General features: G+C 59.3%; 18 protein-coding genes. 9 read left to right on the top strand and 9 right to left on the bottom strand.

Annotated elements, in window-relative coordinates; translation table 11 throughout:
- The first annotated feature begins 29 nt into the window (after positions 1–29).
- Entirely contained in the window at positions 30–1,610 is a 1,581-nt protein-coding gene (locus ADN00_RS10145; protein ID WP_160317512.1) for a sensor domain-containing diguanylate cyclase, read from the top strand.
- Between the two features lie 10 nt (positions 1,611–1,620).
- Here the strand turns inward: ADN00_RS10145 and ADN00_RS10140 are convergent, their stop codons facing one another.
- Positions 1,621–2,541 carry a ketopantoate reductase family protein gene (locus tag ADN00_RS10140; protein ID WP_075062865.1) on the bottom strand — a complete coding sequence of 307 codons (921 nt, stop codon included), beginning with the start codon at positions 2,539–2,541 and terminating at the stop codon, positions 1,621–1,623.
- Positions 2,542–3,014: 473 nt separating this feature from the next.
- Between ADN00_RS10140 and ADN00_RS10135 the strand changes: the two genes are divergently transcribed.
- The 5 genes from ADN00_RS10135 (at position 3,015) to ADN00_RS10120 (ending at position 7,875) form a co-directional block, all read left to right on the top strand.
- Entirely contained in the window at positions 3,015–5,390 is a 2,376-nt protein-coding gene (locus tag ADN00_RS10135; RefSeq protein WP_075062864.1) for a putative bifunctional diguanylate cyclase/phosphodiesterase, read from the top strand.
- Positions 5,391–5,566: 176 nt separating this feature from the next.
- Positions 5,567–5,737, top strand: a complete 171-nt coding sequence (locus ADN00_RS19995; protein WP_160317511.1) for a hypothetical protein — start codon at positions 5,567–5,569, stop codon at positions 5,735–5,737.
- Positions 5,738–5,868: 131 nt separating this feature from the next.
- Complete coding sequence (locus ADN00_RS10130) at positions 5,869–6,708, top strand: SH3 domain-containing protein (RefSeq protein ID WP_075062863.1); 840 nt, start codon at positions 5,869–5,871, stop codon at positions 6,706–6,708.
- A 99-nt stretch (positions 6,709–6,807) separates the two neighbouring features.
- Positions 6,808–7,182 carry an iron chaperone gene (locus tag ADN00_RS10125; protein WP_075062862.1) on the top strand — a complete coding sequence of 125 codons (375 nt, stop codon included), beginning with the start codon at positions 6,808–6,810 and terminating at the stop codon, positions 7,180–7,182.
- A gap of 108 nt (positions 7,183–7,290) precedes the next feature.
- Positions 7,291–7,875: a DedA family protein gene (locus ADN00_RS10120; protein ID WP_075062861.1), complete on the top strand. Its 585-nt coding sequence runs from the start codon at positions 7,291–7,293 to the stop codon at positions 7,873–7,875.
- Here ADN00_RS10120 and ADN00_RS20420 read toward each other — a convergent pair.
- The 8 genes from ADN00_RS20420 to ADN00_RS10085 all read right to left on the bottom strand — a co-directional run bounded on the left by ADN00_RS20420 (position 7,844) and on the right by ADN00_RS10085 (position 15,965).
- Entirely contained in the window at positions 7,844–7,966 is a 123-nt protein-coding gene (locus ADN00_RS20420; RefSeq protein ID WP_269083467.1) for a hypothetical protein, read from the bottom strand. The two genes, ADN00_RS10120 and ADN00_RS20420, sit on opposite strands and share 32 nt — an antisense overlap.
- Before the next feature lie 29 nt (positions 7,967–7,995).
- Positions 7,996–8,688: a hypothetical protein gene (locus ADN00_RS10115; protein ID WP_075062860.1), complete on the bottom strand. Its 693-nt coding sequence runs from the start codon at positions 8,686–8,688 to the stop codon at positions 7,996–7,998.
- A gap of 62 nt (positions 8,689–8,750) precedes the next feature.
- Positions 8,751–9,422, bottom strand: coding sequence for an MBL fold metallo-hydrolase (locus ADN00_RS10110; protein WP_075062859.1), 672 nt, complete (start codon positions 9,420–9,422; stop codon positions 8,751–8,753).
- Positions 9,423–9,504: 82 nt separating this feature from the next.
- Positions 9,505–10,044, bottom strand: a complete 540-nt coding sequence (locus tag ADN00_RS10105) for a hypothetical protein (RefSeq protein WP_075062858.1) — start codon at positions 10,042–10,044, stop codon at positions 9,505–9,507.
- A 181-nt stretch (positions 10,045–10,225) separates the two neighbouring features.
- Positions 10,226–11,209, bottom strand: coding sequence for a hypothetical protein (locus ADN00_RS10100; protein WP_075062857.1), 984 nt, complete (start codon positions 11,207–11,209; stop codon positions 10,226–10,228).
- 171 nt (positions 11,210–11,380) lie between these two features.
- Positions 11,381–12,334 (bottom strand): ketopantoate reductase family protein, encoded by a 954-nt coding sequence (locus ADN00_RS10095; protein WP_075062856.1) that lies wholly within the window; start codon positions 12,332–12,334, stop codon positions 11,381–11,383.
- Complete coding sequence (locus tag ADN00_RS10090; RefSeq protein WP_075062855.1) at positions 12,331–13,290, bottom strand: ketopantoate reductase family protein; 960 nt, start codon at positions 13,288–13,290, stop codon at positions 12,331–12,333. The genes ADN00_RS10095 and ADN00_RS10090 overlap by 4 nt, the downstream gene beginning before the upstream one ends.
- Positions 13,291–13,394: 104 nt before the next feature.
- The gene (locus ADN00_RS10085; protein ID WP_075062854.1) at positions 13,395–15,965 is read right to left on the bottom strand and encodes a LuxR C-terminal-related transcriptional regulator; all 2,571 of its coding nucleotides are present in this window, start codon (positions 15,963–15,965) and stop codon (positions 13,395–13,397) included.
- A 502-nt stretch (positions 15,966–16,467) separates the two neighbouring features.
- On the opposite strand from ADN00_RS10085, the gene ADN00_RS10080 reads away from it, so the two are divergent.
- The 3 genes from ADN00_RS10080 to ADN00_RS10070 are packed head-to-tail and all read left to right on the top strand — an operon-like array spanning position 16,468 to position 23,814.
- Positions 16,468–17,226, top strand: coding sequence for a hypothetical protein (locus ADN00_RS10080; protein ID WP_152966319.1), 759 nt, complete (start codon positions 16,468–16,470; stop codon positions 17,224–17,226).
- Positions 17,227–17,231: 5 nt separating this feature from the next.
- Positions 17,232–18,218: a hypothetical protein gene (locus ADN00_RS10075; RefSeq protein WP_152966318.1), complete on the top strand. Its 987-nt coding sequence runs from the start codon at positions 17,232–17,234 to the stop codon at positions 18,216–18,218.
- 22 nt (positions 18,219–18,240) lie between these two features.
- Positions 18,241–23,814, top strand: coding sequence for a COG1470 family protein (locus ADN00_RS10070; RefSeq protein ID WP_075062851.1), 5,574 nt, complete (start codon positions 18,241–18,243; stop codon positions 23,812–23,814).
- The last annotated feature ends 4 nt before the right edge of the window (positions 23,815–23,818 follow it).

Below are 23,818 nucleotides of genomic sequence, written 5' to 3'. Positions count from 1 at the left end.
TCACGCGCGGCGTGATAAAGCGAAAAAGAATGAACTTACCGGTTGTTAACCACTTCTTGCGCTGGCTGGAAGCACCATTTTTTGCAGGCGATGAAGAGAAAACCCATCAGGCCCAACTGCTGAACGCCATCGCCCTGGCGGTGATTTTCTTCATGGTCTTGCTGCTGCCTGTGATTGGATGGAGCAGGGATATTCCCACCCTCACCAAGGTCATCGATGGTTTGATGCTGCTGGCTGGCTTGTGGCTGCGGCGCCGTTTGTTCCAAGGGCGGGTTAAAAGCAGCGGGCTGTGGTTTATGGTGCTGGGATTCATCCTGATCACGGCCTCCATCATCAGCCTGGGAAGCGTTTTTACCCCCACTACTTCCACCTATTTGTTTATGGTGGTTTCTTCCGGCATTCTGTTTGGGGTGTGGGGCATCACGCTCTCGACGATTGCCAGCTCGCTGCTGTTGGGCGGCTATGTGCTGGGACAGCAGGCGGGCATCTTTCCTGAGCAGACCTATGAAACCCAACTGATCATCTGGGTGCTGTATGTGCTGCTCTTTGGCCTTACCGGCTGGTTGTCGTACTTTTCGCACCGCATTCTTGCCAGGGCGCTGGAGCGCTCGCGTAAAGAGATCACCGAGCGCGCACAAACAGAAGCGCGCCTGCGCGAGAGTGAAGCGCGTTACCGCAATTTGTTTGAGCAAACGCACGACGCGGTGCTGATGATTGATCTGCAGGGGCGCTGCCTGGCGGCCAACCAGCGCGCCGCCGAGATGTTCGGCTACCCGGTGGACCGGTTCCCTGGCCTGCCGGTGAGCCAGATTGCGCCCGACCGCGAGCAGAACCGCCAGGCGCTGGAAACGCTGCTTTCCGGCGAATTGCTGCCGCACCTGGAAAGCCAGTTCCGCCGTAAAGACGGCACGCTCTTCCCGGTGGAGGCCTACTTGGACCTGGTGCGAGACATTCAGGGCCAGCCGCAGCAGCTTCAATGCGTGGCGCGCGACATCAGCGAGCGCAAGCAAACCGAAGACGCGCTCAAAGCCGCCAATGAGCAGTTAAATCACCGCGTGGCCGAGGTGGAGCGCCTGCACAAAGAGCTGCGAGAGCAGACCATTCGCGATCCGCTGACCGGGTTGTATAACCGCCGCTATCTCAGCGAGACGCTGCCGCGCGAGCTGCAGCGGGTGATGCGCGAGCAGAAGAGTCTCAGCATTCTGATTGCCGACCTGGATCTGTTTAAGAAGATCAACGACTCGCATGGGCACCAGGCCGGTGACCGCATGCTGGTGGAGGTGGCGCGCGCCATCAAGAGCCTGACGCGCGGCTCGGATATTGTTTGCCGTTATGGGGGAGAGGAATTCATAATTGTGATGCCGGGCATTGACGTGGAGCAGGCCACCGCCCGCGCCGAACAGATCCGCGCGCAGATTGAAAATCAGACCGTTGAATGCCAGGGCAGCCTGCTGCGCGTTACCATCTCGCTGGGGGTGGCTGCTTACCCCGATCACGGCATGGAGGCCGAAGAAATTTCCATCAAGGCCGACCAGGCGCTCTACCAGTCCAAACAGACCGGGCGCAACCGCGTAACGGTTTGGAGCGAGGCGCGCGAGCCGCAGCCCTGAGCGGGCACGATTACCCTCCGGTTTCTTCCAGCACGCGGATGATCTGCACCACGGTTTCATTGACCGGGGTAGGCACGCTGTGCGCTTTTCCCAATGCCACCACCTTACCGCCGAACATTTCCACCTCGGTTTTGCGGCCGGCTTCCACGTCTTGCAGCATGGAGGTTTTGCCCAGCGGAGAGAGCTGACGCAGCACCGGGTACCAATCGGTGATGTCCTGCTCGGAAAGATTGACACCCGCCACCTGGGCCAGCGCCACCACCTCACGCATCAGGGCTTCCATCAGTGCCTGGGCGTGGGGGTTATTATGGAACACACCGTAGGGCGCGCGCATTACCGCCGAGGCCTGGTTGACACCCACGTTGATCATAAATTTCCACCATAGCATGCGCAGCATATCCGTGGGGGTCTGGTGGCGAATGCCTGCCCGGTCGAAGGCCTGCTGTACGCGGTGCACGCGCGGGCTGATCTGTTCGTTGCGCGCCTCGCCAAAGTAGTGCGTGCCGGGCCTGGTGTAGGTTACCCGGTTGCCCTCGCGCACCGCGTCGATGCCCAGCGAGATGGCGTAAAGCACTTTCTCCGCGCCGTAACGCGCCGCGATGATCTCTTCACTCTCCAACCCATTCATCACCGAGAGGAAAATGGTCTGCTCGCCCACCAGCCGGTCGAGCTGGCTGACGGCGTCCGCGAGCTGGTGATGTTTAAGCGCCACCAGAATCAGGTCAGCGGTGGTGGTGGCCTGCGCCGGGTCGATGGCGGGGATGTGATAGGTTTGCCCGTTGACGGTCAGCCCGTCGCGGTTGAGCCGCTCGCGGCGCTCTCCGCTGGCAATGAGGGTGGTGGAGAAGCCGGGTGCGCTGGCGAATTGGGCAGCGAAGTACGCGCCCATCGCCCCCGCGCCGAGAATGGCCACGTTATGAATGTCTGGCATGGATACATCCTTGAATGGGGATTGGGTTGGGTCTATTGTGCCACAGAAAAACGAGAAAGAGTAGGGTGTGTTCGCAGCCGCGCAGCGGCGTAGAACGCACCATGTTTTTTAAGCGGTGCGTTCACACAACGAACGCACCCTACGGGATTTGGACCGATCATTTGAATGGGGATTGGGTTGGGTCTATTGTGCTACAGAAAAACGAGAAAGAGTAGGGTGTGTTCGCAGCCGCGCAGCGGCGTAGAACGCACCGGGATGTTAAGCGGTGCGTTGACCCCGCTCGCTTCGCTCGGGGGCGCAAAACCCGCGACAACGAACGCACCCTACGGGATTTGGACGTAAAAAATTTCATTCTCTGAAGAATTTCCACCATCTGCCGATACTATGAGTATGAACCTTGCAACATTCTTACACAGAAAGCGGCGCACGTTCGCGCGCCGCCAACAACCGGGTCCGCAAAAGAGGGGATTTTATTGAACCAGGCCGGCACACCCGCGATATTGGTCCAACTGCTCAATCGCACGGGCAGGTGGTACCCGATTCTCACGCTGCTGCTGATGCAGCTGGTTAACACACCGTTGATGTTGCTGCTCACCGCGATGCCTGTGCAAACCAACGCGGGGTTGAGCCGCGATCAGGGCTTGAGCCTGCTGCTGTTTGGTGGGGTGGCTGTGTGGTTGCGGAATTTTTCTGTGCTGGGCCAGTTTTACCTGCGCAACCGCGATCTCTTCGCGCGCCTGGCGAGCCTCTACCAGCCGGGCGAGGCCATGCATGATCCGCGGCAGGAAGAGCGCGCCTGGGAGCAGGCCAACCAGGCTACCCGGTTTTTTGTGGTGCGCGAGTTTGTGGAACTGCTGTTGGTGGTGCTGCTGCCCACCCTGCTGTATGGCTATTTTGGCCTGCGGCTCAGCGTGGTGCAGCTGGCGCACATCTTCTTCGCGGCGATGGCTGCCAGCCTGGCCAACCTGATCATGGAAAACCTGCTGCTTGACCAGTGGTTTAAGCCCGTCATTCAGGCTTTGCTGCCCCGCCAGTTTGAAACACAAATCACCGGCCTTAAGGGTATGCGCCTGCGCGTCAAGCTGGCCCTGTCTGTGCTGGGCGTGGTGCTGATCAGCTTGCTGCTGACCGTGCCGACGGCTTATCACCAGGTGCTTTTGATTCAGGATGACATTGCGCGCTCTGACCAACTGGTGCGGAACGCGCTGCTGGTGATCATCAACGCGGGGGTTGGCGGGGTCGTTTTGGGTATCTTTTTAGTCTATCATCTGGTTTCCTATTTCTCTGCGCCGTTTCGCGCCATGATCGACCTGTTCCGCAAGGTGGAAACCGGTGATTTAAGCCAGCGGATTGAGGTTTCCACGTCCGACGAGTTTGGCGAATTGAATACCTATCTCAACCACATGATCGACCGCCTGCAGGCGCTCACCGCGGGTCTGGAGCAGAAGGTGGCCGAGCGCACCGCGCAATTGCGTCAGGTGAATGAGCAGCTGCAGGTTGAGCTGGTGAGCCGCAAGACAGCGCAAGACCAGCTGGTCTATTCCGCGCTGCACGACCCGCTGACCGATACCGCCAACCGCAATTTACTGATGGACCGTCTGAGCCATGTGATGGAACGCGCCCGGCGGCGCAAGCAGTATAACTACGCGGTTTTATTTTTAGATCTCGACCATTTTAAGGTGGTGAATGACAGCCTGGGCCACAATATTGGCGATCTGCTGCTGATGGAAAGCGCGCGCCGCCTGACGGCCTCGGTGCGCGGCGAGGATACGGTGGCGCGCCTGGGTGGGGATGAATTTGTTATTTTATTGGAAGAGCTGGAAACAACCACCGGCTACCTGCATGTGGCTGAGCGCATTCAGCGCGCGCTGGCTGAACCGGCGCAGTTGGAACAGCACCGCGTGTTCATTTCGGTCAGTATGGGCATTGTGCTGGGCGACGCGCGGTATGCCAGCGCCGAAGAAATTCTGCGCGACGCCGATATTGCCATGTACCGCGCCAAGCGTCACGGCCGCGGACGCTATGAGGTTTTCGATCTCTCCATGCTGGAGAGCGTTTTGTCGCGCCTGGAGCTGGAGAACGATATGCGCCGCGCGCTGGAGCAGGGCGAGTTTTTGGTTCACTACCAGCCGATTGTGGACCTGACCACGCGCAAAATTATCGGCTTTGAGGCACTGGTGCGCTGGCAGCACCCGCAGCGCGGTCTCATTCTGCCGGCAGAGTTCATCCCCATTGCCGAAGAGATTGGACTGATTGTGCCGATCGGTTACTGGGTGCTGGATGAAGCCTGCCGCCAGCTGCGCGACTGGCAGACCGTTTACCCGCAAGACCCGCCGCTGACGATGAACGTCAATCTATCTACGCGCCAGTGTGCCGAAGTGAACCTGCTGGAAAAGATTGTGGAAATTTTAACCAAATACCAGCTTTCGCCCGGCAGTCTCAAATTGGAACTGACCGAGAGCCTGATTGTGGAAGATTCGCAGGCCACCGGGCGCATGCTCGACAGGCTGCGCGCGCTGGGCATTCAGGTGCAGATTGATGATTTTGGCACGGGCTATTCCTGGCTGGGCTATCTGCACACGCTGCCGATTGACACCTTAAAAATTGACCGCACCTTCATCAATCGCCTGGAGCCGGGCGGGGGCGGTCAGGAGATTGTGCAAACGATCTTGACCCTGGCGCACGGCCTGGGCATGAAGGTGGTGGCTGAAGGGGTGGAGACGGATGATCAGCTTGCCAGGCTCAAGGCGTTGAAGTGCGAATATGCCCAGGGATTCTTGATTGCCCGGCCGGTGTGCGGCCGCGAGGCGGGCGCCATGTTGGCCCAACCGCCGGTCGCGGGTGATTGATCCAGCCGTATCGCTATTCTCCCATGCTCCATAAATGTCTGTATAATCAATAGTAAGCGGGGAAGAAAAATTGTCTCCGCAGCGTGCAAATGCGCCTTTGACAGCCTCTCCACGACTGGTCAGCGGACCGCGGGGCCAGGAGAGATTGCCTGTTTTGAGAAAAAGGAGAAAAGGCCATGAAACGAAGCGCACCGAAAGCGGCAACCTGGTGGATTGCAGTTATTCTTGGAGCGGTAGGGATCATTTCGTACCTGACAGCGGTCCCCACAATCTCAGATTTCGCGTTTTGGCTGGTGGCGGTTGGGCTGGTGATTCTCGTATTGGGAACGCTGCTTAAGAATCTCTAGTCCATTTTTTTGGGGGCGGGCGCCCTGATCATCAGGCCGGCTCCGCGTGAAAGCCGCCCGCTCTCTTCTCTTGATTGGCCTGTTCAACGCTTCTTCTTCCCCGGCTGTTGGATTTGGAAAAGGAGTACGAAATGAAAAAGCGCCAGATGGATCTGCTTGGCCTGGTCTTGCTGGTGTGTTTGAGCCTGCTGTGCGCCGCTTGTGCGCCTTCGCAGGAAAAGATGGATACACTGGCGACTGAAGTGGCGGCAGGCATCTATGCCACCCTCACCGCCCAGGCGCCCATAGAAACGCCTACCGCCACCATCATCCCCAGTCCCACGGCCGTTCCCTCGCCGACGACCACACCCACCCCCGGCGCGATGGTGGCCGTGAGTGTGTTGAATGTGCGCGAGGGGCCGGGAACTACGTATACCGCGCTGGGACAGTTGAATCGCGGTGAAGAACTGGACATTACCGGCCAGTTTGAGAACTGCAGTTGGGTGAAGATGAAAAGCCGCAGCAGCGGGCTGGAAGGCTGGGTGGCGGGCGGCGAGCAGTATATTGAGCTGCGCATCCCCTGCGAGCAGATCCCTCTGGGCGTTTTTCACCCCCAGACGGGCTGGATCCAGCGCGGAGAGGGCGGCGGGTATGGCACCATGACAGTCGACAACGGCACAGCGAAAGATGGGGTGGTGATTCTGACCGCCAACGATCAGGCGGTGATGGCTGCTTACATTCGCGCCGGAGAGAAGTTTACCCTGCAGGGCATTCAAGACGGCACCTACGCGCTCTACTTCAGCACCGGCTCGGATTGGAACGGCAAAGAATTCATGACCGATCCCCGCCGCCAGCGCTTTACAGACGCGTTTGAATTTTCCACCAGCGCCAGCGCGTACACCATTTGGGACGTAACCCTGCACACGGTCACCGGCGGCACAGCCTCGGCGCAAGATGTGGGCGAGGGAGATTTTCCCGCGATTGGCGAGTAGCGGCGGCCTGGTCAATTGTGAGGCAGGCGGATTGAACTTCTGGCGGCGGCGGTTTACAATGGTGCGTACAAACCGGCTCGAGCCGAAGGAGGCGATCCCATGCAAGTGAATCCGCTGACGATTGACGCGTATATTGCCGGCTGCCCCGCAGCGGTACAGCCGCTGCTGCAAAAAATCCGCGAGACGATTCGCCAGGCCGCGCCCGAGGCGCAAGAAAAGATCAGCTACGGCATGCCCACTTTTTATCTGCACGGCAACCTGGTGCATTTTGCCGCGCACAAAAAGCATATCGGCTTTTACCCCGCTCCCTCGGGCATTGAGGCCTATTCGGAAGCGCTGGCGCCGTATGAAACTTCGAAGGGCGCGGTGCAGTTCCCGCTGGAGCAGCCGATTCCCTTTGATTTGATCCGCGAGATTACCCTTTTTCGGGTGGGGGAAAACCAGGCCAAGGCCGCGGCGAAGAAGAAAAAATAACCAGCCCGGCGCCTTGTTTGGTAAAATTTCTGTGTCCGGCGTAGGCTGGCGCGCAGTATGATCAGAATCATCCGGTTGAGCGATTGAAGGGCAGGAATGGAAGGGTGGATGAATTCACTGGCAAATTGGACGGTTACTCACCTGGCTGCGTACGGTGTGCCGCTGCTGCTGCTGGTGGCGTTTGCCGGTTCGCTGGGGATTCCGTTTCCGATCACGATGGTGATTATTGCCGCGGGCGCCTTTGCGCATGAGGGGCTGCTGGACTGGCGGCTGGCCGGGCTGGCCTGCCTGGCAGGTGCCTCGCTGGCCGATCACTTTGAGTATTTTTTGGGGCGCTGGGCCGGCGAGCGTCTGCGCCTGCGCCTGGAAAAAAGGGCGGCTTGGCAGCGCGCGCAGTCCGTGATCAACCGTCAGGGGGCGTGGGCCATTCTGCTGACGCGTTTCTGGTTCACCCCGCTGGCCCCGGCGGTCAACTTCATCGCCGGCAGCCGCTACCCCTATTTGCGCTTTCTGTTGTATGATGTGGCCGGGCAGCTCTTGTGGGTATTCATCTACGGCGGGCTGGGCTATTTGTTCGCCGAGCAGTGGCAGCGCGTGAGCGAGACGGTTGGCAGCTTTACCAGCCTTTCGATGGTTGTGCTGCTGCTGGCGGCGCTGCTGTTCATCTTATGGCCGCGCCGCGCGCGGGAGTGAGCTGACAAGGCGGTGCGCCAGGGCAGGCGGCTTGCTCAATAATGACGCTGATGGCCGGATCATCTTCTTGCGGGTCATGATTGGTTGTCATTGGTTTCTCCCTGGCTTGAGATTGGTCTGTTATAACAAAAAAATCGCCGATATGGTCGCCGTGACTAGCGCACCTGCTAACAAATAGATTGATATTTGTAGAGGAACTTTTTTGATGAATGCCCATGCCAGGTTGGCCTGGATGCCAAAGATGGCCAGGAAGGTAAGGAACATAAACGGAAGAGCAAAGGCCTGTGAAGCAATGAATTCAATGGTGGAATCAACCGGTGAGTCTTCGCCGCCAAAGCCGATTTTTAATGCGTTGATCATCCAATTGTCAGCTTGAAAATCCATATTGAGCAGGGTCGCAAAGGTGCTTTCATAATCCGCCGGGGCGGTAGGGGGAGCGTAAATGAGGTAAACCAGCCCCCCTGCGACCAGGCAAAGCCACAGGGAGTAGAATCCGACCAGTATTGCAGGGAAATCATCCTGTGCTCTTTTTTGCACGAAGGCCCAGGCGAGCAAGCCCACCGCAAACACCGATAACCCAATGGTTACCCAAAAGCTGATATTGAGAATTTGGTTGACGTAACGAACATATTGGGTCGCGACCCAAACCATTCCAATGATGGTGGCGACAAAAAAAGCCACTAAGAGTATAAACTGAAGGCTGGCTTCATCGCTCTTGCTGTCGCCTGCATTTTCTGTCGCGCTGCTGTTTTCTTGATCGCCGGCGGTTGGAGAGCCTGACTGGTCTTTCAGATCTTGACTTGGATGATCCATGTGAAATCCCCCTCTGATTGGTATTTTTATTTATTCCTGTTTTCCTGCAATCAAGGTTATGCTTATCCCTTCTTTAACTCCTCCCATGTGAAGGGCTGGCCGTGGCCGGGGTAGACGCGCTGAATGTTCAGCCCCGCCAGGCGCGCGGCGCTGGCCTGGGCGGCGGTCGCGTCGTCGAGCAGGGAGTTGAGCGTGGGGGCTTCGCGGTTTTCAAACAGGTCGCCGCAGAACAGTTCGCCGTTGGCGGTCAGCACGCCGATGGATCCGCGCGAGTGGCCGGGCAGCCACACAACGCGCGCATCCAGACCATACGGTAAGAGGTCGCTGCCGTCTTCGAGCAGCACGTCCGGACAAAAGCGCTCGGCGCGCCCAAAGCCGGTGAAGAACGGCACCAGCACGCGCACCAGCGCGCTGGGTTTTTGGCGGTTGGCAAACATATCGCCGCGCTCGGCCATGCAGGCTTCTTCGCGGTGCATGGCCAACGGCACACCGCAGCAGGCGCGCAGATGGGCCGCGTTGCCAATGTGGTCGAAATCGCCGTGGGTGAGTAAAACCAGGCGCAGGCGGTCTTCCTCACAGCCCGCGCTGGTGAGCTGCTCGCGCAGGGCTTTGCGCGCCCGCGGGCTGCCGCTGTCAATTAAGATTTGCCCGGCCGGATTTTTAATCAGGTAACTGTTGACCGCCCCCATGCCAAAGGGCATGGGCAGAGTGAGGATGATAATTTCTTGAGTCATTATTTTCTCCCCGCCTGATTCAATTATCAAAATGGGCTTTGTCGCGTGGCCAGCGCCTGGCTTTCCGGCTGCCCGGCATTGCTCAGCGGATATTGTTGATGCTGGAATAGTGGAAGAACGCGATGGTGAGCAGGATGCAGATTACAGCCGCCGCGCTCAGTCCCCATTCCAGGATGGTAAAGCGCGGCTGGTTGGCAAAACCAATCAACAGCGCCATACCCTGGGTGATGAGGAACACGCCCTCGCTGGAAAAAATGGCCGACGGGTAAATTTTGCCGCTTTGCGCTTCGCGCAGCCGGTTCTTTTGGCGCTCGGTTTCCCACCGCAGGCCGGTCTGCGCGTCTTCCAGGTTTTCGCGGATGTAGCGGCCCAGGTTGCTGATCACGGTGTCGTTTTGCACCCAGGCGGCTGCCAGAAACATGGCGATGATTGGGTAGAGCAGGGCCAGCGCTGGGGTCTCCAGGCCGAACCCCAGCAGCGCGCCGGTAAAGGTCAGCGTGCCGAACACAATCGAATTGCGCATCTCCATGCGCCTGAGAATCTCATCGCGCAGGGTGCCGTACTCGGCCATTCGCCCCGGTAAGGGCTGCTCCGATATGCTTTCCTGTGGATCTTCTTCCATATATTACTCCCGCCCCGGTTTTATTTGAGAGGCAAGCCCTGATTAAATTATAGTGCGCTGATCGCGCGGATAAAAGGAAGCTTTCTGCAAGGGATAGCCAAAAAGATCTTCCAACCCGGCAGCGGACCGCGCTATTTTCAACCCGGATGATTCACACGCAAACCGAATCCGCCCGTCCCTTTCAGGTGAGTTGTTCAAGCATGGCTTGCACAGCCGGATTGGAGCGGCCATAACTTACAATGCTGATCTCGAGATTCGACGCTGCGAAGATCTGCAGCGCGCGGTGCAGCGCGTCCAAAATCCATTCCGGTTGATTCCCGAACACACCACCGCCCAGCAGGGTGAGATAGGCGCGCGGGCGCGCGTTCAGAACAGCGGCGCACAGGGTCGCCTCGTAGGCAGCCTCCAGCACCAGGCGGGCGAAAGCCTCCCATCGCTCTGCGGGTTCAGGGCCATATGCGACCGGCAGAGCGGCGCAGTAGGCTTGCGTTACGAGGTGCGCGCAGTTGGGCAGGGTTACCTGGGTGTTCCACTGAAGGCCAATGCGTAAAAGCTGGCGCAGACTGTCCCGCTCGGTTTCGCTGGCGGCGCGCAGGCGGGTGGCAATTTCGTCCAGGCCCTGTGCTGTGGCCAGGGCGTAACCATTTTTCATCTGCCACAGGCGCGAATCGGAGTTGCCCAACGCGCGGCCCAGGTCTGCCAGGCAGTCGATCTGGTTGTGGGCGGTTTGGCCGGTTTGACCATTCACCGGCGCGAAATAATTGCGAAAAATGGTGCCTGCCCCGGCCGCGACGGCGCAAGCAGGCCCCTGCGTATGGTCGTTTTCATAGCGGCTGATGCCGTCTTCCGGGGTAACAGACGGCGAAACCATTTCCAGCAGGTTGAATTGCGAGGCGACCTGAAAGAGCGCGCCGGCGTTTTCAACATTAGCGTGCAGATCGCGCACATCGGCGATCACTTCACGCGCGGTTAGCCGCCCTCTGTTGGACTGGTTTGCCCGCGCCCGCTGGCGCAGATCGCCAAGTGAGGGGGTCTCGAGGCGGCCGCAAACCAGGCGCCGTCCGTTGACCGTAGAGGTGAGCGTTTCGCCGTCCAGAATCAGTTTCTGGCGAACGTCACTGGCATCTGTTTCGTTAAAACCGGTCAATTCTTTGAACCAGGTCATACAGAACCTCCCGCGTGGAAAGAGGGGTTTGCGCGCGGCACTCTGCTGGTATTCACCGCCAGAGTTTCATTATAATTCGGCTCGGTTTTGATCGCGTGGAAAGGTTGCCAAAAAATGGGCAGCGCGCCCTTTCTTGGTCATAGAAGGGCGCGCTGCTTCGCGAACGCCGGATTAATCAGACACCAGGCGCGGGCTTTCTACATAGGCGCGCAGCGATTGAAAGTACGGCATACTCACTTGCAGCTGTTCCCCGGTTGTTCGCACATCAGAAAAGATGGCTTGCAGCTCATCCACCGCGGTGTGGGTTTCCATAATTCTGCGGGCGGGGAGGTTGGTTTTCATCATGGCCCAGATCGCGACTGCTCCCAGCCAGGCTGGCTGAGAAAACGAGCGCGCGTCTTCAAAATCGGCGATCTTGACACCGCGCCGCTTACAGACTTCCAGCGCTTCGCGGCCAGCCAGAATGGCCTCACGCAGGCGAGGGATGCTGTTGAGCAGCGCGCGCGCGCCACCGGCTTTGAAGGCGGCCCCAATGACACCGCTGTTGATTGCGAAATGCACCCACAGCCAGTGCAGGATATTTGCCTGCACATCCACTTTCAGCTCCGCGCTTTCGAAGGCGGCCTTGATGCGCTGCAGCCGCGGAGTTTCTTGCCCGTCGATTTCACCCAGACGAATTTCATCCAGCAGAGCGGCGTTGAGCGTGCTATCCGGGGTATAACCGCCGCCCGCCACCGGGAAACCCCACAAATAGCGTGAGCGCGGCAGGCAGGCGTCTATTTCATCCAAACCCTGCCAGTTGCCGTTGAAGAACAAGATATCTGCCTGACCGGCATGCTCACGCAGCAGCGGCAGCAAGGCCGGTAGCTGATAATGGCGCACGCTGACCAGAATGAGATCATAGTCGGGCTGCGATGCCAGCGTTTCTGTCACCTTCAGATCGTAGTGGGTTTCATATTCGTGCGGTTTTTTACCGCGCCCATCTAAGATATGGACGCGGATTCCGTTGGTGAATTGCTGGCCTTTACCTGGACGCACATAATGGGTTACCTGATGCCCGGCGTTGGAAAGTGCCATGCCGTAGATTGTTCCGATGACCCCTGTGCCAATGACTAAAATGTTCATGATTGCTTCCCCTGATTTTGCAGATAGATATACAGGCTGCGCAATGCGGGCACGGGCGTTCCGGTCTCTTCCGCGGTGAGCAGCATCGCGTCGAAATTAGCTTTGGTTTCGCGCAGGCTTCCAGCGGAAGCCGCGTGCGCCGTATACCGCTGCATGCTGCGGTTGGTGGCAAACATCCAGCGCATAATCCCCAACACCAGCCAGTCTGGCCAGCCCATATAGGAAACCTCAGGGTAATCGGCCAGCCGAACGCCGCGTTTTTCACACAGGGTGAGCAGTTCGCGGGTGGCGTGCAGGCAGGTCTTGAGCAGATCATAATCCTTAAAGTAGGATTGGAACTCTTTATATTTGGCGAAACCGGCCGCAAAACCCACCGCCGAGGCGTTGTGAACCCACAACCAGTGCAGCATGTTGGCCTGCATGTCGGGCTTCATGCCGGCGCGTTCAAATAATGTTTTGATAGGGAGAAGCCGCTGTTCGTCCTGGCCTTCAATCACGCCCAGGTGAATCTCCGCGCCCAGATTGGTCCAATACACGCCATCGCGGATGGTCCCACCGCCGTCTGCGTAGCCCATCCAGTAGCGGTTGCGCGGCAAATAATGGTCTAGCACGGCAGGCCCTTCCCAGTTGGCGGTGAGGGTGAGAAAGACGGCCTGTTCGCCCACGCAAGGCACCAGGGTTTTCAGCGCGTCTTCCAATTGGTTTACATTCACCGGAACAATGACCAACTCGTAGCCGTCTTGCGGCCGCACTTCTTCCACGCAGCGGATGGCGTAGCGGGTCTGTTGGTTGGGTTTATAACCCTTCCGTTCGTCGAGCACGTCCAGCGATACGCCGTTTTGCAATTGGGCGGCTTTTCCCGGCCGCACAAAGTGCGTTACATCAGCGCCGGCTTCGGCCAGCGCCCATCCATAAATGGTGCCAATCACACCGCTTCCAACAATTAATGTTTTCATTCTGTCTCCTTTTTGTTTGACAGTATGATCATATCGCGGGGAGGGCATCTGCCCATCCCCCGAAGCGGGTTATTTTTAGGGGTATGTTTTTGTGCTTGGGCGGGTTAGATCAGGCGCATCTGACGGGCTTGCCATACGGCCTGGCGGCGATTTTGCACCCCCAGCTTCTGGAAAATGTGTTTGAGGTGCACTTTGACCGTCTCGTTGGAAAGGACCAAAGCGGCGGCGATCTCGCTGTTGGTGTGGTTTTCGGCCAGCAGACGCAGCACGTCCAGTTCGCGGCGAGTGAGCATTTCAACCAGCGTGGGGGCTTGCGTTTCTTCGGGCTGGCCAAACAAGGCGCGAATCGCCTGGGGGGCAGAAGGCATCTGTGCCAACAAGCCTGCCAGGGGCGCGCCGAAGTCGAGCAGCAAACGGACGTATTGCTGGGGCGCGGCCAGTGCCAGCGCTTCTTCCAGGCAGTTGTTGACCCGGCCTATTTCTCCTTTTTGCCAGAGCAAGCTGGCTTTAAGCAGCAGAACGGCGATGCTGGCGCGGATGTGATGGCTGTTTTGCGCGTTGAAGAGCAGGTCTTCCAGCAAGGCGCTGGCGTCACCCCATTCTCCGCGCTCGATCAGACAACGCGCTTTGAAGATAAACTCCATTTCCCGCGCCGGGTCATCCGCCGGGGTGGGGGGCAAGTTGGCTTCTTCCAGCCAGGCATCCACCGCCCGGCGCTCGCCCATTTTTAAGGCGATTTCCGCTCGCAGCAGGTCGAAGATTTGTCGGAAGCCGGTGAATGCTTCTGAACGGGTTTTGCGCCGGTTGGTTTGCACCCGCTGCAGCGCTTCACCGTAATCTTCGCAGGCAATCAGCCACTGAACGCGAATAAGGTCCGCGGAGATGAGAAATCCGCTGACCCCCAGCTGGCTCAGGAGCGATTCGGCGGTTTCCAGCGCCAGGCGCATTTCTTCCAGGGCGTTGGCTTCCCAATGCAGGCGTGCCATGAGCAGGTGAACCAGCCCAAACAGTGGGTGGTTGGATCGCGCCTGGTTGTCTTCAAGGGTTTGCTGGCACAGATCCAGCGCGCGCAGCCGCTGGCCCTGTTCGTTCAATTCAATGCCCAAGCCGGCCAGTGAGAAGAGGCTGGAAAGGAGGCTGCCCGCGCCACGGTTGGCGCTGATAGCTTCCTGGTAGCTGGCCGAGGCCTCTTCAGAACGGCCTAAAGCCTGCAGGGCGTTGGCGCGCGAAGAAAGCAGCATGCCACGGATGAATGTCTCGCTGCTGGCGCTGGCTAGCGCGGAGTTGGCATAAGACAAAGCGGCCTGATTTTGTTCTTGCAGAAGGGCCAACTGACAGCGCAGTCCGCCCCACCAATCTGGGCGCTGCGGCTGGAGGTCCGTGGTGAGGCTCTCAATCGCGCTTGCAGTTTGCTGCGCGTCCAGGTTTTTTCCTTGCAGGTACTGCAGCCACGCGCGCAGAACCAGCAAATCCGCATTTTGCGAGAGAATATCCGCGGGAAAAGCGTCCAGCCAGCGTTCCAGCACGCCCATTTCACCCCGCTCGAAGAGCATGCCGGCCTGGCGCAGAATCAGGCGGCCGGCAGAAGGCCATTCTTCCCCATTGAGGGCGTGCGCAATGGCCTTCTCTGGTTGAGAATGGTTTTCATACCAGGCAGCAGCGCGCTGGTGCATGTGTTGAATCTCAACCGGCGGAAGCTGCTGCAGCAGCGCCTCACGCAGGAATGGGTGAAGCTGCCAGCTTTCACCCTGCGTCTGAACAAACAGACCCGCCTCGAGGATGCTCTCTAAGAGCGCGTTTTCCGAGGCCTGCCCCGAAACATACCAGGCCATCTCCGCGGTGAACTGTTCGTCAATTGCCGCGGCGGATAAGAAATCCAACCAGTTGGGTGGCAGGTTTTGCAGGATTTCACTGGTCAGGTAATCAGCAGCCAGTTTGCGTCCGCGCGTTAATGCCGATAGGCTGCCCGATTGCTCGCGCAAGGCAAAGTCAATCAACCGCAGTCCGGCAGCCCACCCGCGCGACAGTTCCAGGGCGCGCCGCAGAATCGTTTCATCCACCGCGCTGCTGGCCCCGCGGCTGAAGAACTCTCGCGCCTCGTCGGGTAGAAAATTCAGGTCTTTGACACGGATTTCAGAGAGCGCCCCCCGCGCCCGCCAGCGCGCCAGCGGCAAGGCTGGCGCCACGCGGGTGGAGAGCGCCAGGTGAAAATGGGCCGGCTGGTGCTCGGCCAGGTATGCCAGCGCCTGAAGCAGGTGGGGGTTGGAGATGCGTTGAAGATCATCCAGAATGAGGGTGAATCCGGGCGGCGCCTCGAGCAGGCGGTTGCACAGGGCATCCAGCCCGCTGGTGAGCACGGTCATGCCCATTTCGGGCAGAGTGAGGGGCGTGTCGAGGGAAAAACCTGGCAGCACTCGCTCCAGCGCGGCCAGGGTGTAGCGCCAGAAGCGCGCCGGGTCGTTATCCGATTCTTCCAGCGAGAGCCAGGCTGTTAAAGCGGCATTTTCCTGCGCGTAATCGGCCAGGCCGGTGGTTTTGCCACACCCGGCCGGCGCGCACACCAGGCATACCGGCGCGTTCAGGGCGGCGCGCAGGCTGTCGCGCAGCCTTTCGCGCGGCGTAAAGTCTCTGGGCAGGCTGGGCGCAATTAATCGAGTTTGCAGTACTGTCAACATGGAGGATCTTTCGCTGCTAGAGGCTAGATGGCGTTCTTATACCAGCTTTGGCGGGTTCCCTGTCCACAACCGGTTCGCGGTTCACTCTGGTTTTTCTTTATCTGCTGCTTACGTTACACTCATTATAGACCGACTTGTTTATTCTTGGCACAATACTGGCACGGTCAGCGGGGTTGCCCTGCCGCGCTCTAAATCGGACTAACCTATCGTTTTTGTAAGAAAGATAGTAATTAATCTTTAATTTGTTTATAATGATTGCATTGGTTTATTCCCCCCCGGGGTTTTTTTCATTTGATCTTGGAAACGATGATCATTTTGCAAGACCTTACAACTTCACGGACGGTGTGCAATGGCCGGTTTTGGAATCAGAATTATTGGACAAAATGGGTGGACAAAGTCTGTAAAGATTGAAAAGGCTATCACCCGTGTTGGCAGCGCGCCTTCTTGTGATCTTCAAATCCAAGCGCCTGAGGTTTCCCCTGAACATTTGCAGCTTTTCTTCTTGCAAGAGTCTCCTGCGACCTGTCAGGTTCTCAATCTGGGCGCGGGTGTTCTCTTCAGGCAAGGTGGCCAGTCCGCGGCAGACCTGCCCGCCTACGCGGTAGCCAGCGCCCAAAACGGGGATGAAATCTGGCTGGGGGACTACCGCATTCAATTTGATTTGCCCCTGTCCAACCGCAGCGTGCAGACCTCTCAAGTGGTGGAAGCAACCCTGGAATTTCCTAACGCGATTCTGCGGCCGGACCTGGTAACAGCCGGCCGCATTTTCATTCGGCATGTCGGCCCGCAGCCGACATGCCAGTTTCAGGTGACGTTGAGCGGCCTGCCCGCCGGCTGCGTGCAGGTGGACCCGCTGCCGCTACTTTTTTCCGGCGGGGCGGGTGAGGCTGGTGTGCGCTTGTTCCACCGCGGGCAGTCCCCGCGCGCCGGGTTCCACGACCTGACCATCACGATCACCGCTCCCGAGACTTACCCCGGTGAGCAGGCCGTCCTCCAGCAGCGCGTGTATGTGTCGCCGGTATTTGAACAATCCCTGGAGCTGCAAGACGATCTGGCGGGCGCGCGGCTCGCGCAGCCCACCGTAATGGTGGAGCCGCCACCGGCCGCCCCCCAGGTGACCTTGCCCGCCGAGCCAGATATTCTGCCGACCGCGTGGGAAGCCGCGGCCATCCCCGCTCCACAGCCTGTTCGCGTGGGGGAACCGGCCCCCAAGCCAAAACTGGTCCGCAATCCTTCTGAAAATTTCTGGGACGGAGAATGATTACCATGCCCTGGGCCGATATCCTCACTGACATTTTTCTGACGGTTGCGCTGCTGCTGGTTGTGGGGGGCTGCGGCGTGCTGGTTTCTGTGCTGCTGCGGCGCGTTCTACAGGTGAAGGCTGACCGCGAGCACGCGTTGAAGCTGACCAATCAGGGTAACTGTCGCAGCCATTACCGTCTCTCGATTGTCCAGCCCCACCCAGAGCTGGCCTTTACCTTTTTATCCAATCATATTCCGCTGGCGCCCATTGTGGAGCCGGTTGCGCTGCCAAACGCGGAAGAGGTGGAGCGCAGCTCGGCGCAGATTGATCCCACCCCCGCTCCCCAGGCCGCGGGGAAACCGGCTCTTCCCCAACCGCCCGCGATCAAACCAGATGGCGCGTTGAAGGCCGGCCAGAATGTGGCGGCTAAAAGCGGTGTGGCAGCGGGGTTGTTGGGCACTTTGGGCAGCCTGCTGCCGGGCAAGGCCGGCGCGGGTTTGAAGGCGCAGGCCGGCGCGGCGCGCCAGGTGCAGGCCGGCGCTTCCAAAGCGGTTCAGGCCCCCCAGGCCATGCAGCGCAAAGCCAGCGCGCTGGGCCAGGCGGGCGGTCGTTTGGGCGTGCAGGTGCCTGCCCCGGCGGGAACGTCTGCTGCTCAAGCCAGCCCGGCGTATGCGGTGAAAACGTCAGCGCCAACGGCCCCGGCGGCTGGAAACAAACCGCTGGTGGTGCAAACGCCCGCGCTGGAACCGGGCGAATCGCTGCTGTTAACGCTGCGGATTGGGAAAACGCAAAAGCGATACCCATCGGGCAGTTTTCATTACACGCTGGAATCACTGCCGGTGCCGGAGGATGCCAGCCTGGTCAGCCCAGACGCGGTTTCGCGCCAGGGCATGGTGTACTTCCGGCCGGTTGGCGCGTGGCGTTACTGGCTGCCGGGGATTGCCAGCGGCCTGATGCTGTTGGGTGCGCTGCTGGGCATTCTTTACGGGTTGGTCTTTATCTGGGGTTAGGGACGCGAGTGAGGACAGGCTTATGACGGCATCTCATTTACCTTTGAATCCGGCGGTAGACGCGGAGCGCGTCTTCCGGCAGCCTGTGGTGAGCATTGGCAGCCACCCCGAGAACGAGCTGGTGCTCGGCGGGGCGGGCGTGCTGCCTTTCCACGCTACGCTGGTTCTGGAAGAAGGCGGAACGATGCGCCTGATCCCCATTGCGGACGGCGCGCCCACCCTGGTGGCGGGCGCGGACCTGCAGGGCGCTCCGGCTGTGCTGAATGCCACGCAGAGCGTGCAGATTGGCCAGCACCTGCTGGTTTTTCAGCCCAACGGTGGCGGTAGTCTGCGGGTTGTCATTCACTCGCTGGCCGAAAATGAGATCCCCATCCAGACGTATAACGCTGGCGATGAAAGCGTCATACTCCTGCATGTTCTCTCCGGCGAAGCCGAAGTGGACGTGGAGCAAACCGCTCTATATGAATTGGAAGTGGTCAATGCCGGCCCGATTGTGGCCAGCTTTGCGGTGATGGTGAAAGGCGCGCCCGACCGTTGGGTGGAGGTTTCGCCGAACGCCTTCAACCTGATGGAAGGCGAGCGCCACCGCGTGCAAATCCGCGTGACCCCGCCGCGCCACCCCGACAGCACCGCCGGTTTGCACACGCTGGAAGTGGTGGCTTACTCGCCCAATTACAGCGGGCAAATCCAAACCGCCAGCCTGGCGCTGACGATTAATCCCTATTACGAGTTCGCGGTGGGCAACCTGAACCCCAAAGACCAGCGCATTCCCTGGCGCAAGCGCACCGGTCTCACCTATTTGCCCATTGCCAACCAGGGCAACGGCCCCGCTGAATTTAACCTGCTGGCCGTGGATGATGAAAACGGCTGTTCCTTTGATTTCTACCTCAGCGATGAGTTGCAGCTTAACCGCCAGGCCACCCTGCAATTGCAGGCGGGCGAGTCGGCGGACCTGCCCATTCAGATCACGCCGCTTAAGAATCCCATGTTTGCCATGCGCAACAAGCGCTATCACTACACCACCACGGTGCAGATTCCGCAGAAGGCCGCCACTCCGCAGAGCATCAGCGGCTCGGCCACCAGCGTGCCGCTTTTTGGCTGGTGGAGCATTGTGCTGGGCGTCGCCACCTTTTTGCTGGTGATGTTCTTTCTGCTGCAGCCCAATATCCGCTCGTTTGAAGCCGTGGCCGGCAAAGACGTGATTGAGCTGGGCGATTCGACCAAACTGGTGTGGAACGTGTCGCCCTTTGCCACCCGCCTGAGCCTTTCCAATGTGGAGACGCCCATCAGCCGCGGGCAGGTTTCGCTAACCGTCGCGCCCACCCAGTCCACCACCTACGAGCTGGTCTCGGGCAACTGGCTTTCGGGCCTGTTTGGGCTGGACCAGAAGCGCAGCGTTTCGGTGCTGGTGGTGCCGCCCAGCCCCCAGATCAATGTGTTTGAGGTCGACCAGACCCGCGTGGCCGAGGGCAAGCCGGTCAATGTGCGCTGGTCGGTGCTGGAAGCGGATGAAGCCCTGCTGACCATCGACGGGGTGGTGTACAGTCTGCCGCCCGAAGAATTCAGCGGCGAGCAGGAAGTGGTGCTGGAGAAAGACGCCCTGATCACCCTGGAGGCGAAGAACGCCAGCGGCAGCGAACTGCAGAGTTACTTCATCAATGTGGTTGAGCCGTACATTAATATCAATTCCTTCACGGTGTGGGTGCGCCCCGACGCGGCCGCCGCCAACCCGCTGGGGCCAGCCATGGCCAGCGTTTCGACCGGCGGCAAGCTCTTTTCGCGCGTGAACGCCCCCGACCCGAACTTCCCGGTGAAATTTGTGGAGCTGACGCCCGATTCGGGCAGCGATACCGGTTACCGGGTTACCTTTAACCCGTCTGTCCGCGAGGAACTGCAAAAAGGCGAACAGGTCATTCTGGAATGGGACATTGAAGGCGTGGATACGGTGCAGATCGCCCCGTTTACCGACGCGCTGCCCAGCCGCGGCAGCCAGCCTTTCTTCCCTCAGGAGTCGATGAATTTTGTGCTGACTGCCGAGAGCGGCGACCTGAAGGGCATCTTCATGCTGCCGGTGAAAGTGTACGACGGCGAGCCGCCCAAAGCCCCCGCCATCGAGTTCTTCCGCGGCGCGCCGCTCAGCATGCAGGGCGGCGGCGATGTGGAATTCACCTGGTCGGTTTCCGGCGAGTGGACCAACGTCAGTCTGTCCAATGCCGACGGCGTGCTGGCTGATAACCTCAACCCGGTGGGCTTTAAGAAGCTTAACATTAAGAAGACGTCCACTATCATCCTCACCGCCTACAACGGCACGCTCTCTTCGGCCCAGCCGCTCGAGGTAACCGTTGACCCGGCGCTGGCTGAGATTGGCCTGTATTTCAAATCAGTCTTCCCTGAATCGGGGCGCATGTCGATCAACGATTCGGTGCAGGTTACGGTGGGCTTTTACGACCCGGCCAAGTCGAACCTGACCAGCGTGCCGCCAGTGTATGTGGAGCCGGATGCTTTACCCACCGGGCAGGTCTTTGTGACCGACGGCGTTTCGATCTGCACCATCACCCTGCCGGGGCGCACCTGCGATCTGGTGTTTTCCACTCCTGGCGACCCCAAGGTGATCACGGCCAGCTACCCCGGCGACAAGGTGTACCTGCCCGCCGATACCGATGAGCCTTATGATGGTTACATCGCGGTGGTTGGCTCGACCGTGTCGCTCACCCCCACCTATTACCTGCTGGACCAGAGCAACACTACGCCCACGCCGGTGGGAAACCCGATCAGCATCAACTCCTCACCGCTGAAGCTGGACACCGGCCTGTATATTCAGGTGCGCGTCATTCCGCAGGGCGTGCCGCTCTCCAAAGACGACCCCGGCAAAGTTACCCTGAACATTTGCCAGCAGCAGACCAATTCCAGCGGGCAGTTGGAGGTCAAACCCGGCACTTGCCAGCCGATCAGCACCAGTACGGTGGCATTGGATGCCAGCGGCACGCAGGGCACTGCTGTGCTGGCGCTGCGCAGTTTCCCCAAAGCCGGCCGCTTCGCCCTGCTGGTGTCATTCTCCGCGCCTGGCTTCATCCCGCAGGACCGCGCCGAATTTAATGTGCAGGTTGAGCCCATTCCGATTTACCTGAGTCTGGCTTCCTGCACCGACCCGAAGAATTTCACCGGCTGCGAGATCGGCACCTCAGACCCGTCCAGCACGAAAATCATCTTCGACATCCGCAAAGTGTCTGACGGCCAGATGATCTCTTCGCAGCTTACCCCGCCGCCCACCGCCGCGTTCAGCGTTTACGAGGTGAGCGGGTCAACTGAAACGCCCTGGAACTGCCGCGTCATTCCCATCACCGAGAATGGACAGGATTATCACAAGCTGGAATGCAGCGCCGATTTCTCTTCCGGCGGCGGGGTGCGCACCCCGGTGAACGTCAATTACCGCTTTGATAACTCCAAAGGCGAGAATTACTCCATGTCTGGTACGCCGCTCGCCGCGCCGTTCCAGTTGCGCGTCAAAATTAACACGCAAATTTCCCTCGATTCGACCAGGTTCCTCAACGTCAAAGTCGGGCAGAGTATTCAGCTCACGTCTTCCACTACCACCAACACGGCTGCGCCCAATGGGGCCGTCATCCTCACCGATTACGCCTTCCGCGGCATCACCTCCAACGGCGACATTCAACTGATCGCGGACGCGCCCGGCGTGTTGGGCATCGACCCGGCCAACTCCAGCACCACCTCCGATAACTGCACGGTGGATACCGCCGGTCAGATCGTCACCATGAAATCCATCAATGTGGACTGCGCGGTGTACTTTAAGAAGGTCGGCACGGTTAAACTGACGGCATCGTTTTACGATGATCCCAACTATTACAACAGCGCCAGCCTGGTTCCGCTGAGCGTGAGCGTGGCCAGGCAGGACGGTGTTACGCTAACGTGGAAGCAGGGTGCCAGTTATGCCGATTGGGGCGATCTCTCGGCCATTAACCCCAACACCACACTGCCGGTGCGGTTGATCCTGGGCGGCCCCAGCGGGTTCACCGGCCAGTCGTTGAGCGGCAAAAACCTGACGATCAACCTGAGCATCACCGACAATCCCAATGGCGGGAGCTGTCAGGTATCGGGTCGCTTCCCTGCTTACACTGCACCCATCAACACCAGCACATCCACTCCCTACGCGGACTTTTCGATCTTGTGCGATAAAGAACCGATGACCATCATCATCTCGGCCAGCCTGGATGACAGCACCAACTTCAGTTATGCCGCCGGGCAGACCACCTCGCGCATTTTGGGCATTGCCAATCGCGGCAACCGCATCATGGAAGTGACGTTCACCCGCGTGGCCGACAGCGACCCGGTGATCTCCGGCAGCAGCCTAAAGACCCTCTACATGGGCGAAACCTACTCCATGCGGGTCAAGGTTTACCCGCTGTGGGCGGACGCCAGCGAATACTCTACCTACACCACGCGCCGCGGGGTGATTAATGCCTATCTGGCCACCAACCCCACAGTCTTCATCGACCTGCCGGCCAGCCTGGCCAGCTTGATCGACAGCACCACCTGCAGTTCTCCGCGCGCGCCCACCTCGCCCAATGATATTGCCATCCGCCTGGATACGTACGAGGTGGTGAACTATTTTGGCAACACCAATCTGGATACCACCGGCATCACCGATATTGCCCTATATAACAACACTCCCTGCACGCTGCGCTTCAAAAGCGGCACGGAGCTGAGCACCTCTCAGGGCCCAACCACCTTCTCGTTCACCATCACCAATCCGAATACCTCTTCCCAGGTGTGGACGGCCAGCAACCCCTATTCCACCAGCGGTCTCACCAAGCAGGCGGTTACCATCACGCCTTCCTTCACCAGCTACAACGCTTTCATCGACGACACCGCGCGCACCCTGACCCTCAACTTCACCCCCGCGGTGAGCGGTACGTCTCTTGCACCATTGAGCACCAGCAGTTCATACAGCGCGCAGATCAACAACAGCATCACCTGCACCAATTTGATCTCGGCCACCAGCATCACCGGCGCACGCGGGGCCAGCCTCACCCTCTCGCCCACCAGCCTGGGCGGGACCACCTGCAGCTCGACCCTCAATATTGATTACCTGGGCAATGATTGGTTCAAATCCAACAACGCCACCGACGTTACGATTGCGGTGGTCAAGCACAGCCCCAGCGTGGCCACGATTGAGTTCAAGCAAGGCTCGAATTTTGTTACCTTCCAGCCCACCTACCCCAACATGAAGGTTGGACAGTTGCTGGAGATGCGCGTGAGAGTTTCGGACGGCGATGGGCTGGGGCATACCCTGGTACCTTCGGGAACGGTGGAAGTGTGGATGGAAAACAGCAGCGGTGACGTGCTGGACCCGGCCGCGGCCACGCCCACCTATACCGTTACCCTGGGGCCCGGCATTACCTATAACAGCGGCAACAAGGCCTATCAGGTGGTGCTCAACGCCAGCGGAGAGGCGCTGTTCACCCTCAATTTTGGGGCCGCCGCTGAGAATCTCACATTGAAGTACCGCTACCTGGGCAGCTCGCTGTTCAATGCCAGCAGCACCCTCTCGGCGGGGTCGATCACGTTTGCCCCCTAGCGTG

Origin of the sequence: Ornatilinea apprima, from assembly GCF_001306115.1 — a bacterium.
GTDB lineage: Bacteria > Chloroflexota > Anaerolineae > Anaerolineales > Anaerolineaceae > Ornatilinea > Ornatilinea apprima.
This window is presented reverse-complemented; position numbering and strand designations above follow the sequence as displayed.